General features: G+C 40.9%; 13 protein-coding genes. 11 read left to right on the top strand and 2 right to left on the bottom strand.

Going from position 1 to position 15238, the window contains the following annotated elements:
* Positions 1 to 8: 8 nt before the first annotated feature.
* A complete protein-coding gene (locus tag AKG33_RS06335; RefSeq protein ID WP_012031190.1) occupies positions 9 to 2216 on the bottom strand; it encodes an ATP-binding protein in 2208 nt (735 codons plus the stop codon).
* A 266-nt stretch (positions 2217 to 2482) separates the two neighbouring features.
* On the opposite strand from AKG33_RS06335, the gene AKG33_RS06340 reads away from it, so the two are divergent.
* The 8 genes from AKG33_RS06340 (at position 2483) to fur (ending at position 11622) form a co-directional block, all read left to right on the top strand.
* Positions 2483 to 3214: a glycosyltransferase family 2 protein gene (locus tag AKG33_RS06340; RefSeq protein WP_012031191.1), complete on the top strand. Its 732-nt coding sequence runs from the start codon at positions 2483 to 2485 to the stop codon at positions 3212 to 3214.
* 22 nt (positions 3215 to 3236) lie between these two features.
* Positions 3237 to 4421 carry an efflux RND transporter periplasmic adaptor subunit gene (locus AKG33_RS06345; RefSeq protein ID WP_012031192.1) on the top strand — a complete coding sequence of 395 codons (1185 nt, stop codon included), beginning with the start codon at positions 3237 to 3239 and terminating at the stop codon, positions 4419 to 4421.
* Positions 4421 to 6355 carry a MacB family efflux pump subunit gene (locus tag AKG33_RS06350; protein WP_012031193.1) on the top strand — a complete coding sequence of 645 codons (1935 nt, stop codon included), beginning with the start codon at positions 4421 to 4423 and terminating at the stop codon, positions 6353 to 6355. Before AKG33_RS06345 ends, AKG33_RS06350 begins: the two co-directional genes overlap by 1 nt.
* Positions 6356 to 6471: 116 nt before the next feature.
* Positions 6472 to 7053: a BON domain-containing protein gene (locus tag AKG33_RS06355; protein WP_041729558.1), complete on the top strand. Its 582-nt coding sequence runs from the start codon at positions 6472 to 6474 to the stop codon at positions 7051 to 7053.
* Positions 7054 to 7330: 277 nt separating this feature from the next.
* Complete coding sequence (gene aspA / locus AKG33_RS06360) at positions 7331 to 8731, top strand: aspartate ammonia-lyase (RefSeq protein WP_012031195.1); 1401 nt, start codon at positions 7331 to 7333, stop codon at positions 8729 to 8731.
* A 157-nt stretch (positions 8732 to 8888) separates the two neighbouring features.
* Complete coding sequence (ftsY, locus tag AKG33_RS06365; RefSeq protein WP_012031196.1) at positions 8889 to 10241, top strand: signal recognition particle-docking protein FtsY; 1353 nt, start codon at positions 8889 to 8891, stop codon at positions 10239 to 10241.
* An 18-nt stretch (positions 10242 to 10259) separates the two neighbouring features.
* Positions 10260 to 11153, top strand: a complete 894-nt coding sequence (rpoH, locus tag AKG33_RS06370) for an RNA polymerase sigma factor RpoH (RefSeq protein WP_012031197.1) — start codon at positions 10260 to 10262, stop codon at positions 11151 to 11153.
* 46 nt (positions 11154 to 11199) lie between these two features.
* Positions 11200 to 11622 carry a ferric iron uptake transcriptional regulator gene (fur, locus tag AKG33_RS06375; RefSeq protein WP_012031198.1) on the top strand — a complete coding sequence of 141 codons (423 nt, stop codon included), beginning with the start codon at positions 11200 to 11202 and terminating at the stop codon, positions 11620 to 11622.
* Positions 11623 to 11634: 12 nt separating this feature from the next.
* Here the strand turns inward: fur and AKG33_RS06380 are convergent, their stop codons facing one another.
* Entirely contained in the window at positions 11635 to 12126 is a 492-nt protein-coding gene (locus AKG33_RS06380) for a retropepsin-like aspartic protease family protein (RefSeq protein ID WP_161802470.1), read from the bottom strand.
* 91 nt (positions 12127 to 12217) lie between these two features.
* Here AKG33_RS06380 and AKG33_RS06385 point away from each other — a divergent pair, with 91 nt between their 5' ends.
* The 3 genes from AKG33_RS06385 (at position 12218) to AKG33_RS06395 (ending at position 15022) form a co-directional block, all read left to right on the top strand.
* Positions 12218 to 12937, top strand: a complete 720-nt coding sequence (locus AKG33_RS06385) for a tellurite resistance TerB family protein (RefSeq protein WP_012031200.1) — start codon at positions 12218 to 12220, stop codon at positions 12935 to 12937.
* 71 nt (positions 12938 to 13008) lie between these two features.
* On the top strand, positions 13009 to 13782 hold the full coding sequence (locus tag AKG33_RS06390; protein WP_012031201.1) for a formate/nitrite transporter family protein: 774 nt from the start codon (positions 13009 to 13011) through the stop codon (positions 13780 to 13782).
* Between the two features lie 478 nt (positions 13783 to 14260).
* Entirely contained in the window at positions 14261 to 15022 is a 762-nt protein-coding gene (locus AKG33_RS06395; protein WP_012031202.1) for a DUF4198 domain-containing protein, read from the top strand.
* Positions 15023 to 15238 lie beyond the last annotated feature (216 nt).

Consider the following 15238-nt stretch of genomic DNA (forward strand, 5'->3'; position numbering starts at 1 on the left):
CTTCCTATTTATTTTCCAGTAGCAATTAGACGAATAGTAAATCTTGTAAATTGTCCCGGTTCTGATTTAATCGCCAATTTACCATTCAATGATTTAATGCGATCCCGCACAACGTCCATACCAACGCCTCGTCCTGCATCTTCTGTACTCATAGTTGCAGTTGACATGCCGGTGACAAAAATCGCGCGATAAAGCTCTTCTCGAGTCATTTCATCAGGATTTTTATTAAAATCAGGCAATTGACGCAATTTATCGCGAATAGCTTCAATATCAATTCCCTTACCATCGTCTTCTACGATCAAATCGTAAAAACCATCACGCGCAATCAAACTCACGCCCAAATGCCCTTGACGACTTTTACCTTTAGCTTTTCGTGCTTCTGGAGTTTCAATACCATGAACCATGGCATTACGAATTAACTGAACTGCAACGGATTTAATCATATCCATCTTTTTCTCATCAAACGGCGCTTTGCTAAAGCCTTCAACTACCGCCTCAACCAGCTTATAGTTACGCTCTGCAACTTGTTCAGCATATTGTTTTAAATACTGATCGATATCACCATGATGCATTTGTGCTGCAGCATTTTGTAAAGTTTTCGCCTCATCACCGCCGGCGCCTTGAGTTGCGTGCGTGATCAAGCGTTGTTGCAAGCTACGTGTGATATTCAATTGTTCCATCATAGCGTCCAAAGAAACCGCAACCGCTAAGAAGTCGTCCCCAGCCAATTCTTGTTGACCGCGCAACTCTTTAAGTTTGTTTTCCATTTCTTCAGCAATAACCACAAATCGGTCAAATTCCAAAGCCGAAGATTCCCCTTTAAACGCATGAATTTCTCGGAAAATTTCATCAATTTTCGCCCGCAAACCGTGAGAACCGCGCGCATTCGGGTTACGCAAAATCGTGTTAATTTTTTCCGCAACTTCGTCACCGCGCCGCATATAACCTGCCAAAATATCAGGATCAACCCGCAATACTTTAACCAGCATTTCCACTTGACGGTTGTTTTGTTCACGTTCTTTTTCCAACCGTTGTTCGAGTAATACGGATTCCGTAATATCGGTTACAGAAACCAGCACCCGCTTAATTTCTTTATCTTCAAATACACGGTTAAAGTCGAAACGCAAGAAGCGGTCGTTTAATCCCCCTTGCTTATCATCGATAAATACTTGAATCCGGTTCAACGGGTTCAATGATTTAATCAAAGATTCTTTAACCCGCGGTTTAAATAATTGACGAATATAACTTTTCGTATTTTCGATATCTGTTTTGCTTAATACGTTATCGAGAACCGCCTCAAAGTCTTGTCCTCCCATTTCTACCCCAGGCAAAATGGTTTTTAACGCATTAGATTGTTGGTGACCAACGCGCAAGTCTTCCCCAATCAAAAACAAACCTTCTTGAACGGAACCCATGATTTCGTCCGTTTCGCGCCGCGCAATCGCTGCTTCACGGTCAGCTTTTGAAAGGCTTCGATAAATCACGAAATAAGTGATGAATAAGAAATAAATGATAACCGCCGCAATCGCGCCAGATTGCAATTGACTTTGAAACTTAGCATTCTTTGTTACTTCTTGTTGCACCGTTCTAATCACGCCGTCGGCACTTTCTGTTAAGTTCAAGTTAGAGGTTTTCGCTTGAGTCATCGCTGATTCCAATTCATCGGAGCTGTCAGACATAATATCGTCAGCAACGGCTAAATAAGCTTGTAACTTTTCTTGCAGAGGTTTCCAATATTCATCGATAGTTGCTAAATATTTTTTTACCTCTTCGTTTTTATTGGCTTCGATTCTCGCAGTAGAACCATCGAGCTGTGTATCAGTTCCGCCGTCTTTCAGTGTTGCAATGATTTTGGTAAAACCGTCGGTATTGTTTTGCATTCGTGTTAACAAAGAACGCATGTGCGGACTGTTTGTATCCTCACCATAACTCGCTTGCGCGTCGAAAATATCCCGAATGATTTCCCGACTGTATTGATTAATTTTTTGTGCTGCTTGGATCTGCGCCGTATTCGCTCGTGCGTGATTGGCAATCCGCATATCTTGAACGATAACAACAGCGAACAAGAGAACCAGCCCCAAAATTGAAATAATCAACCCCATGTACCGTCGCAGCGTTCCCTGATGGACGACTTCGTTCGATAAAGATGATTCCGATACCCTTTCTGGTGCCGCGCTATTATCATCTGCTTTCTTTCTGCCAAATTTAAAAGCCATTTTCTTCCCTCAATAAATTAACTTTACAAAATTATTTCCCTGCATATGAATCACACACCATTTAGCTCTTATCGCGCGTTAATTAAAGGTACTGTGACGGTTTAAATACTACTACATCTTAGCAAACAAGAGTACAAAAAAGCCGCCTTACGAAGTTTCAATCATTTGATAAAAACCAACGAATGCTTTGAAAAACAGAAATTTTGTCATCTGGAATGCTAATCTGTACGATATTAGCGGTGAGAATTCTAACAGGAAATAAGAAAATGTGCTTGTCTGCTGTCATCATTGTAAAAAATGCAGAACATACCTTAGAAAAAACACTTCAATCCCTTAGTTTATTTAAAGAAATATTAATATATGACACTGGTTCAACTGATAAAAGCAAAACCATTGCCTTAACATTTGCCAACGTTCGCTGGATTGACGGTTACTTTGATCAATTCGGCACAACGAAAAATCGTGCGGTGGCAACTGCGCGTTATGATTGGATATTTTCATTAGATGCTGATGAAAGCGTTGATGCACAATTAGCACAATCCATGCTCACTTTTCCGTTTGATAAGCCTGAAACTGTTGGCGAGATTTTGCGCGAAAATTGGTTTTATGGACAAGCGGTAACGGTTGGCGGCTGGGGAAACGACCGTCTCATTCGTCTTTTTCATCGGCGTTACCATCAATTTTCCAACCGCTGCGTGCATGAATCCGTCGTTATCGATAAAAATACCCACGTTATTGCCCTTTCCGGACGACTCCAACATCAAGCCGTTACCGATTTGGCGCAACTCATCACAAAAATAGATCGTTATTCAGCTTTAAGCGCGCAAATCGTTCCGAAAAAACCATTTTTCATCATCGTATTAAAAACCTTTTACGCCTTTATCCGCAGCTACTTTTTTCAATGCGGTTTTTTAGCCGGCTGGCGCGGATTTACCATTGCCGTTTATGAAGCCAATAACGTTTATTTCAAATATTTACGTGCCAAAATAAAATCTTAAAATCAAATAATTAGGACTATGAATGATCATAAAAACGCTCCAGCAACACCGCCGTATTCTCGTAAAATCATCTCTATTTTTATTACTCATTTGCGGCGGCATTTGGGCTTATCACCGCTACCAACATCAAAATACCGCCACCCAACCGCATTATTTAACCGCGACCGTTCAAAAAGGAACCATCAGTTATCAAATTAATGCCACCGGCATCGTTTATCCGGAAAAAATTGTGGACGTTGGCGCGCAAGTTTCCGGAAAAATTGCACGATTACACGTGAAAATCGGCGATACCGTTAGCGCCGGACAAATCGTCGTTGAAATTGATGCAAAAAATCAAGAAAACATGCGCAAAACGGCAACCGCACAATTGCAACGACAAAAAGCCGAACTCGCCAGCGCCAAAGCGCATTTACAACAAGCGCAAAAAAATGAACAACGCTCCCGAAAACTATTTCAAAATCAAGCCGGCAGCAAAATTGAATATGAACAAAATACCACCGCTTTAACCGTCGCAGAAAATAACGTGCGCGCGGCGGAGGCGGCAATTCGTCAAAGTGAACTGACGATTGAATTGGCAGACGTACAATTAAGCGATACCAAAATCCGCGCGCCCATTAGCGGCACCGTGATTGCAATTGCCGTTGAAGAAGGACAAACCGTCAACGCCGCGCAATCTTCTCCTCTTTTAATCACGCTCGCTCAAACCAATACGATGATCGTTAAAGCCGAAATTGCCGAAGCCGATATTGGCGATATTCGCGCGGGATTGCCGGCAAAAATTCATTTGCTCGGTAAAAAAGCGCAATCCTATCAAGCGCCATTAAATCATATTGATCCCGCGCCGATTTCCGTATCCCAACACGGCGCTTTTGCCCGCAATGAAGCGGTTTATTATTACGCCGATATCAAACTGCCCAATCCAGAAAATAAATTGCGTTACGGCATGACGGCAAAAATTGCCATTGAAGTTGAACGCGCGGAAAAAACTTTGCTCGTACCGCTCACAGCTTTGCACGATGATGAAGACGGCACAACCAGCGTTAACGTTTTAACCGCCGAACAACAACCGCAAAAACGCATCGTAAAAACTGGATTGGAAGACGGCATTAATGCGCAAATCGTGTCGGGATTAACGGAAGGAGAAAACGTCATCATCAGCACTTCGGGAACCGGCGCCGCCTACGAATTCAAAGAAAGAGGTTTGTAATGACGGCGCTCATTAAAGTGCAAAAATTGTGCAAATATTTTGGCAGCGGCGAAACGAAAACCTGCGTTTTGCGCGAAATCGATTTAGAAATTACCGCCGGCGAAATGGTGGCTATCGTGGGGCAATCGGGCTCTGGAAAATCCACTTTGATGCATATTTTGGGTTGTTTAGATCGTCCCTCTTCCGGCGATTATTGGCTCGACGGCAATCATATCGATACGCTCACCGCCGGCGCACAGGCGCGTTTACGCCGCGAATATATCGGATTTATTTTTCAACGTTATCATTTATTAAATGATTTAAGTGCACGGGAAAACGTAGCCATTCCAGCGCTTTATGCTGGCGTTGATCGGGTTACGCGGCTTTTGCGCGCCGATCAATTGCTGGAACGTTTGGGACTGGGTGCGCGTAAACATCACAAACCGCAGCAACTTTCCGGCGGTCAGCAACAACGCGTTTCCATCGCACGCGCCTTAATCAACGGCGGCAAAATTATCCTTGCCGATGAACCCACCGGCGCTTTAGATAGCGAATCGGGCGCGGAAGTAATGAACATTTTGCGCGAATTACACCAACAAGGTCATACCATTATTTTGGTAACGCATGATGCACATATTGCCGAACAAGCCGATCGCATTATTGAATTAAAAGACGGCGTGATTCTCTCCGATACGGTGCGCAATGTGCGCCCTTTTCAAGCGCCGGAATTACCGCAAAAAAGCGTTCAAAAAAACCGATTTTCACTCAAAACCTTGGCATCTGCTTTTTCTATGGCAATCCGCGCGATTTTAGGACATAAACTCCGTTCATTTTTAACTATGCTCGGCATTATCATCGGCATTGCTTCGGTGGTGAGCATGGTGGCATTAGGACAAGGTTCGCAGCAGCAAGTGTTATCACGGATTCAAACGTTGGGTTCTAATACGATTCAAGTTTTTTCCGGTGCATTTGGCGATCCGAATGCGTGGCGCGTCCAAACATTAAGCGCGGACGATGCCACATTATTAGCGCAACAAAGTTTTGTGGATTCTGCTACGCCGATTCTTTCTTTAGACGGCGCGGTGCGCACTTCTGATCGAACGTTAACGGCAATTGTTACCGGCATCGGCAGGCATTATTTTCAAGTGCAAAACATGCCGATTATTCGCGGGGCGGCGCTTGCTGAAAATGATATTCGAGAATTAAAAGCGGTTGCTTATATTGATGAAAAAAGCGCACAACAATTATTTCCTCATTCCGATCCGTTGGGTGCGGTGATGGTTTTAGGTAATGTTGCGGTGACGATTATCGGCGTGGTGGATACGCAAAATCATCGGCAATTTCGCAATACAAATGCCATTAATCTTTTTATGCCTTATACGTCGGTAATGAGCCGTTTGCTGGGTTCTTCTCGCGTTTCGCAGATTATGGTGCGCATTCGTGATGGCGTTGAAAGCACGGTGGCAGAAGATGCCATCAGTCGCATTTTGATCCGGCGCCACGGCAGCAAAGATTTTACTTTGTTTAATAACGATTCGTTGCGGCAAGTTATTACGCAAACCAGCAAAACTTTATCACTGTTGATTGCCGCAATTGCAGTGATTTCTTTGATTGTCGGCGGCATCGGCGTGATGAATATCATGTTGGTTTCGGTGACCGAACGAACGCAAGAAATCGGTATTCGTATGGCGGTAGGCGCGCGGCGGCAAGATATTTTGCAACAATTTTTGATTGAGGCGGTGTTGCTGTGTTTATTCGGCGGCATCATCGGTATTGGTTTGGCTTTTGGTATTGGGCAATTAATCGCATTAAGCGGCGCATTTACCATGATTTATTCGTTAACGTCGGTGGTGATAGCGTTTGGTTGCGCCAGTGGTATTGGAATTTTATTCGGTTATTTACCGGCAAAAAATGCTGCCAAACTCGATCCCGTTCAAGCACTTGCTCACGATTAAATAATTTCTTGCGGATAAACAGTGTGCCGATATTAATTTCCGCACAATAAACGTTGATCATATTAAAAAGCGATGATAGTTTTAACGGCATGTGCGTTTTTCGATTGAGATTACTGATGAAACCAATAATAGTATTTGCGCTTTGTTCTAGTCTGTTATTACAAGCTTGTATGCCGATTGCCATTGGCGGCGCGGTAACAACGGCGCAAGTGATACATGATCGCCGTTCAACAGGAACAGTTATTGACGATAAAACCTTAGAACTCAATATTGCCAGCAAAATTAGATCTTATCCGCGCTTTGCGGAAAATAGCCATGTAAACGTTAACGTTTACGATGGATTGGTTTTATTGACGGGAGAAGTGATTAATCAGCAAATAAAACGAGAAATTGGTGCGATGGTTGCGCAGCAAAAAGGTTTAGGCGTGCAACATTTAGCCAATTATTTATTAATTGGACCACGCAGCACATTGAGCAATCGTTCTTATGATGTGAAATTAGCCACGAAAGCAAAAGCGGTTTTGATGGACGTTAACATCGCTGGTTTTGATCCTACGCGGGTTAAAGTGGTTGCTGAACATGCTTCTATATTTTTGATGGGAATTGTCACCGAACAAGAATCGCGCGCGGTGGTTGATGTGGTGCGGCGCGTTGAAGGCGCGGGGCAAGTGATTACTTTATTCACCATCAGCAATTAATGTGAACATTATTTTTTGTTTTGTTTTTATAAAAAACTCAATTATGCTGAAAAAATATAAATATTCTCTATAGTTTGAGTTTTATTATAAAAATTTTTAGCAAATTGTGATTGGTTTTGAGATAAAAAACGGTTCGCCGGAATGATTGGCTACATTGTATTTATCGATATAGGGGGATTAGAATAGCGATGGTTCCTTCAAAAGTCCGCTTTTGAAAGGGTAAATGTCCCTCTGTTGACAATAACAATTACCAGACGGTAAACATAGGAGAATATATATGACAGCAACTCGTCAAGAACATGATTTATTAGGTTATCGCGATGTTCCCGCCGATGCATATTATGGTATTCAAACGCTCCGTGGCGTTGAAAACTTTAATATCACCGGTGTAAAACTCCATCAATTTTCAACCTTTATTCGTGCTTTAGCGACAGTGAAAAAAGCCGCGGCAATTGCCAATCATGAAGTGGGAATTTTAGATAGCAAAATTAAGGATGCTATTGTTGCCGCGTGTGATGAAATTATTGCCGATAAATTCCATGATCATTTTGTGGTAGACATGATCCAAGGCGGCGCCGGCACATCAACCAATATGAATGCCAACGAAGTTATTGCCAACCGCGCTTTGGAAATTTTGGGACACAAACGCGGTGAATATCAATATGTTCACCCCAATAATCACGTCAACCTCTCGCAATCAACCAACGATGCTTATCCAACCGCGTTGCATATCGCTTTAGATGATTATTGCGCGCGTTTGCTCGATAAAATGGTGATTTTGCGGGACAGTTTCTTGAAGAAAAGTGAAGAGTTTGCCGATAAACTCAAAATGGGACGGACGCATTTGCAAGACGCCGTTCCGATGACCGCTGGGCAAGAATTCCATGCTTTTGCCACGATGATCAGCAAAGAAATGGAACGCATTGAACAAACCCGTAATTTACTTTACGAAATTAATATGGGTGCAACCGCTATCGGTACCGAATTAAACGCGCCGAAAGGTTATGCTAAAGCCTGCGCGCAAGCGTTAGCCGATTTAACCGGTAAACCGTATTACACTTCTAAAGATTTGATTCAAGCCACGCAAGATACCAGTCCTTATGCGGCGTTATCAGGAAATTTACGTTTATTGGCAGCGCGGTTGTCAAAAATTGCGCACGATTTGCGTTTGGAATCTTCAGGTCCGCGCGCGGGTTTGGCGCAATATCGTTTGCCGGAAATGCAACCCGGTAGTTCTATTATGCCTGGCAAAGTCAATCCCGTAATTCCGGAAGTCGTTAACCAAACTTGTTTCCATGTGATGGGCATTGACCATGCTATTTTATTGGCGTGCGAATCAGGGCAATTGCAATTGAACGTTTTTGAGCCAGTGATGACGTTTAACCTCTTTACCGGCATTAATATGTTAGCCAATGCTTGCGAAACTTTCGCAAAACGTTGCATTGACGGCATTATGCTCAATGAAGAACATTGCCGCGAACAAGTTTTATCCAATATTGGTTTGATCACAGCTTTAAATCCTCATATTGGTTATGAAGCTTCAAACCGCATTGCTCGCAAAGCGCAAGAAACCGGCGGCAGCGTTTATGAACTGGTTTTGGCAGAAGGTCTGCTCAAACGCGAAGAACTCGATCGCATCATCGCTCCAGAGAATATGGTGCACCCCAATAAAGATTAATTTTTTCTTTATCAACAGCCGCCATCATTTTTTGATGGCGGTTATTTTTTGCAGTTAACCTCTATCGCGATATACTGCCTCGCCAAAACCGTTTCGGTTAATCTCTCTACGGATTCCCGCCGTCTATCCACCCGATTTAAAAATAAGGAAAAAATGAATGGATTTTTTTAAATGGTTTAAAAAACAACCCACCAAAACCGCCGATAAAGAACACATTGAAAAATCATCTTCAGAAGATATTACCGCAGAAAAAACAGCGGAAACGGCGGAACCGTCTTTAGAAAATGTTGCCGTGGAAAAATCAGCGGAAACGGCGGAACCATCTTCAGAAAATGTTGCCGCAGAAAAATCAGAGGGAACGATAGAACCATCTTCAGAAAATATTGCCGCAGAAAAAACAGCGGAAACGGCGGAACCGTCTTTAGAAAATGTTGCCGTGGAAAAATCAGCGGAAACGGCGGAACCATCTTCAGAAAATGTTGCCGCAGAAAAATCAGAGGGAACGATAGAACCATCTTCAGAAAATATTGCCGCAGAAAAAACAGCGGAAACGGCGGAACCATCTTCAGAAAATATTGCCGCAGAAAAGTCAGCGGAAGCGGAAGTCAGTTATTTTGCGCGCTTGAAAATGGGTTTAGCAAAAACCCGCGATAATTTTGCCGCGGTATTTTTAGGTAAAAAAGCGCTCGATCAAGATTTATTAGATGATTTAGAAATGCGTTTATTAACCGCGGATTGCGGCATTGAAATCACGGAAAAAATCATTGCTCACATCAAAGATAAAATGAACCGAAAAGAACTTGCTGATAGTGACGCGGTTCAAAAAGCGGTTGCAGATTACATGATTGAATTGCTCACGCCTTATGAACAACCGCTTTGCGTGGAAAAACACCAACCTTTTGTGATTTTAATGGCAGGCATTAACGGCGCCGGAAAAACGACGACAATCGGCAAATTAAGTCACCGTTTGCAACAAGAAGGAAAAAAAATCATGCTTGCCGCCGCGGATACGTTTCGCGCTGCCGCCGTGGAACAATTGCAAACTTGGGGCGAACGTCATCATATTCCCGTGATTGCGCAAAAAACGGGAGCTGACGCGGCATCAGTGGCTTATGATGCTTTGCAATCTGCACAAGCGCGTAAAATGGACGTATTAATCATTGATACCGCCGGCAGATTGCACACGCAGGATCATTTGATGGACGAATTGAAAAAGGTAAAACGCGTTTTGCAAAAACTTGATGATAAAGTGCCGCATGAAACGTTATTGGTCATCGATGCCGGCAATGGGCAAAATGCTTTAAAACAAGCTTTATCTTTTCATCAAGATATCGGCGTGGACGGTTTAGTGATTACCAAATTAGACGGCAGTGCCAAAGGTGGCATTTTATTTGCGATTACCGAAAAGCTCAAAGTGCCGATTCGTTTCGTCGGCGTGGGCGAACGTTCCGACGATTTACATGCATTTAATGCAAAAAATTTTGTATTTGCCTTACTATATGATAAGTAATTTTAATCAGGAATCTTTATGACAACAACTTCTGTTTCTTTGCAATCCAATCATGCGCTCGTGCCACACGGACAATGGTTAACGCCTTCTAGCGATATTGATCAATATATTGCAAAAGTAAGACAAATTCCCATTTTGGACGCGGACGAAGAATTTCGTTTAGCAACCGAATTGCAACAAAATCATTCTTTAGCGGCGGCGCAAACGTTGATCGTGCATCATTTAAAATTTGTCGTACACATTGCACGCGGTTTTTTAGGCTACGGTTTACCTTTAGGCGATCTGATCCAAGAAGGTAATATTGGTTTGATGAAAGCGGTGAAACGTTTTGAGCCACAACGCGGCGTACGCTTGGTGTCTTTTGCCGTGCATTGGATTAAATCTGAAATTCATGAATACGTTATCCGCAATTGGCGTTTAGTGAAAATTGCGACCACAAAAGCGCAACGTAAATTGTTTTTTAATTTGCGCAGTATGAAAAAAAATATGCATTGGTTGTCGGACGCTGAGGCGCAAACGATTGCCGAAGATTTAAATGTAAGCGTGAAAGATGTATTGGAAATGGAAAGCCGTATTCACGGGCAAGATATTGCTTTTGATCCGCTTGATGAAAATGATGACGAGGAAAACGTTGCACCAGCTGCTTGGTTGACAGATGAAAGCGTTGACCCCGCCCTTTCAACCGAACATCACGAACAAAAGCATTTATTGCAACATCAATTAACGCAAGGATTAAATCAATTAGACGCGCGCAGTCGGGAAATTATTGAATCCCGTTGGTTGAATGAGCATGAAAAAGTGACGCTACAAACGCTTGCCAGCAAATACCATATTTCTGCCGAACGCATTCGCCAAATTGAGCAACAAGCGCTGTTGCAATTGAAAAATAGTATGATCGCCGCGGTGAAATAAATATTTTTTATTTATGCCCATAGTGTTCGGTCAAAAAGGAAAAGTTATGAGTCAACAATTAAAAAAAGCAGGATTAAAAGTAACCGGTCCAAGAATGAAAATTTTAGAAATTATGGAGCGCGAAACCTCGTTTGATGACGGCGTACACTTATCCGCTGAAGATGTTTACAAAATTTTGCTGGCTGCCGATGAAGAAATTGGTTTGGCAACGGTTTATCGGGTTTTGACGCAATTTGAACAAGCGGGCATTTTAAAACGGCATAATTTTGAAGGAAATCATAGCGTTTTCGAAATTAATAAAGGCGAGCATCACAATCATTTGATTTGCGTTAAAACGGGAAAAGTAACCGAGTTTTACGATGAAGTAATCACGGAACGTTTGAAAGAAATTGCACAAAAACACCATTACGATTTTGAAGATTATCGTTTGGTTTTATATGGCATTTGCCACGATGATGAAGATAACTAGCAGATAAATATGCTATTTTTGCTCCAAAGTCAGCACGCCGTTTGATTGAGAAAAGGTAAATTGCGATAAAAATCGCATGCCCAATAAAACTTCATTTTCCATTTTTGGCACAATGATGGCGGGCATGTTTTCGATAATAAAATGCCCAACTTTTAAGGATTCAATATGCGTTAGCCACGCTGTGGTTTTGCCGTTTGCCGTGGAAATAGTCAAAGTTGCTGACTTTTTTAAACCGGATTGCGCGGCGATTTGTTCATTTACCGCAATATCGCTGGCGCCGGTGTCAATCATAAAGGTTACCGGCACATCATTAATCGCGCCGCTGATTCGATAGTGCCGATCCGGACTTTGTTTTACGAGCAAACTTTGTGCATATTCCGAGATGATTTCGTGTTGAACTGGCGCGAAATAGTTTTTCATCGATAGATAAAACAAAATGGCTAATAGAAAAAATCCGAGTAAAGCAAATAATTGCCCATAATAGCGGTGAGATGGTGTGTTCATAAAAATTTTCCTTTCGGCGTTTAACATTCGAAGCGCTTTATTTTCGTGTAAAATACGGCGCATTTGTGCATTCACTCTTTTTTGAGAAACTATGAATATCAATGAGTTACTTAATAATATACTGCAAATAAGCCAACAAAATCAGGGAATCAGTGGGCGAGGTTTGGATAAAAAACTACAAGAAATACTCAACGGTTACCAAAATCATAATCCATTAAAAAATGCATTCAACGATCCCGATTTAATAAAAAAATTAGGCGGTGGCGCGTTGGCAGTGGGCGTGCTTTCGTTATTATTAGGCGGAAAAGATAATAACAAACGTTCCGTTTCTGGTTCCATTATGCGCATGGGATCTTTGGCAGCAATCGGCACGTTAGCTTATCAAGCGTTACAAAATTGGCAAGAAAATCAATCTCATAATGCACCGTTAAATCAACCATCTAGTAACCGCGCCGCGCAGGAAGCCGAACGCAACAGTCGGATCATTTTAAAAGCGATGATTGCGGCAGCGCAGGCAAACGGCGTTATTGATGATGCAGAACGAGCGATGATTTTGCAACAAATCGGCGCGGTGGAAGATGAACAAACGCAACGGTGGTTGGCGCACGCGTTAAATTATCCGGTAACGCCGCAAGCAATTGCTGAAGAAGTTGGGCAAGATCCTGTTTTAGCTAGTGAAGTTTATTTAACATCTCGCATTATTTGCGGAACGTTAGATCAGCAAGAAACAGATTATTTGCAACAATTACAATGCGCTTTAGGATTAGATGAACAATTTGTTAAACAATTAGAAGCACGCGCCGGATTTTAGTCATTAAATAAATCAATATGTTTGTAACCGCATTATCAACGCGGATTTTTTGATAAATAAAGGAATAAAAAATGAGTTTGTATCCTCAAGAAATTTTAACCGTTACCATTGAAAAGGGAATTGGTAAAGCCAATGGTCGTTTGGGATATCTCTCGATATTAGGTTTTTTGGGTGGTGCTTTTATTGCGCTGGGTTATTTGTCTTATATTAAAGTAGTCGGTGGAATGCCTCATGAATGGGGAAGTTTCGCAACTTTATTGGGCGCTTCGGTATTCCCTATCGGATTAATCGGCATTTTGATTGGCGGCGGTGAATTGATTACCGGAAACATGATGGTTGTTTCGGTAGCGTATTTTGCCAAACGCGTTTCTATCACTAAACTTGCCCGCAACTGGATTATTATTTCCTCTACTAATTTATTAGGCGCTTTAGCGGTTGCATGGTTTTTTGGACATTATTTGGGCATTACTGAAGGCGCACTTTTGCCCGAAACATTAGCCGTTGCCCAATCGAAAGTAGATATGGATTTTTCTCGTGCTGTGGTTTCCGGCATTGGTTGTAATTGGATGGTATGCATGGGTGTTTGGTTGGCTTATGGCGCAAAGTCAATGTCTGGCAAAATATTGGGGATTTGGTTTCCAGTAATGATTTTTGTTTTGCTTGGATTTCAACACGTTGTTGCCAATATGTTTGTTATTCCAGCAGCGATGTTTGCTGGTGCTAATATTTCAATGTCTCAGTTTTTCTATAATTTATGCTCAGTTTATTTAGGTAATACTTTGGGCGGTGCAATATTGGTTGGTGGTATGTATTTTATGGCGTACCGTCAAGTATTAACGCATTAAACTGTGTTTAGAATAATCATGAACCGCCCTAATGGGCGGTTAGTTAATGGGTTAAACAATGTGATTTTTTCTAATAAATATTTTACAATGCCTGTGACTGCACTCAATTATTCCAATAAAGTCGCTGAATTCTTTACGATGACTCAAAACTGCTTCGTTTCTTTTATATTAATTTTTTATAACATCTTCTTTATCTAAAACCGAAAATTTACTGCCAATTTTTGTTATTAATGCTTTAGAAATAACTTTAAATCAATTAAAGTTTCATCGTTTTTTGATTAAATTTATTTCGTTGTCATTTAAAAATTTTCGTAAAAATTTATCTCCAAATTTAGTTTTTAAATTTGATATTCTCGAAATTTGAACTATGTTTATAAATTTAAATAAATTCAATATAAATAATTAATATAATAAATTTGACAATAATTATCATTATCAATTACAGTACAATCTACCCAATTTTATTTCGGAGAAACTTATGAAAAAAATACTAGCTTTATCAAGTGCAATTGTTGCAACTTCGCTTTTTGGTCATGATTTATGGGTTTGGGGTGAAAATTCTGATAATTTTAAAGCCGATATGATTTATGGGCATGATTTTCCAAATCCTGAACAAATCAAAGAAGAAAGAACTGTTCTGTTCGATAAAGTCAAAGTTATCGGTAAAGATAAAGAAATTATTCTTGAACAAACGGGTGAAAATTATCATTTTGAAGGAGAAAAACTGAGTGATGGAGTTTATATTTTAAATGCTTTCTATAAACCAACGCCTTGGATAAAAAAAGCAGATGGAAAATGGGAAATGAATAAAACTAGAAAGGATACAACTGATGAGGTTGAGTATTGCGGTATTTCAACCATGCAAGGTAAAGCCTTAATAAAAGTTGGAGAAGCAAGTAGTTCTAGCATTATCTCTAAACCATTAAAAAAAGGACTTGAAATAACGCCCGCATTTGAAAATTTAGATGATATTAAAGTTGATCAATTGCTTAAATTTACAGTAACTTTAAATGGAAATTTAGTTAAAAATGCTGTTATTTATGCAAGCTATGGCGGATATGCCAATAACGCTGATATGGCTGGTGCTGGTTATGCAAAAACAGATTTAGAAGGAAATTTTGAGTTTAGACCACTTAAAAAAGGATTATGGTATTTAAAAACAACAGTTAATACGGATACAGACAATAAAGATTGTGAAACATATAGTGATAAAGCAACTTTAGTATTTGAAGTTAAATAATATTTTAATAAACATTTGGCAAGTTCTGATTTTTAAGTCAAATTTGTCAAATGTTTACTTTATGATTGCAAAGTAAATCATAACTTTTTGTATTCATTAAAAAAATCGCTTTTTATTAAAACCGATATTTTATACTACGTAACCACGCCGTTACACAAGCATAAAGAACGAACCGCCCGATGGGGCGGTTTTAATTTGTGTGGTGTTATTTAGCAG

The sequence above is a fragment of the Dichelobacter nodosus genome, assembly GCF_001263335.1.
Classification (GTDB): Bacteria; Pseudomonadota; Gammaproteobacteria; order Cardiobacteriales; family Cardiobacteriaceae; genus Dichelobacter; species Dichelobacter nodosus.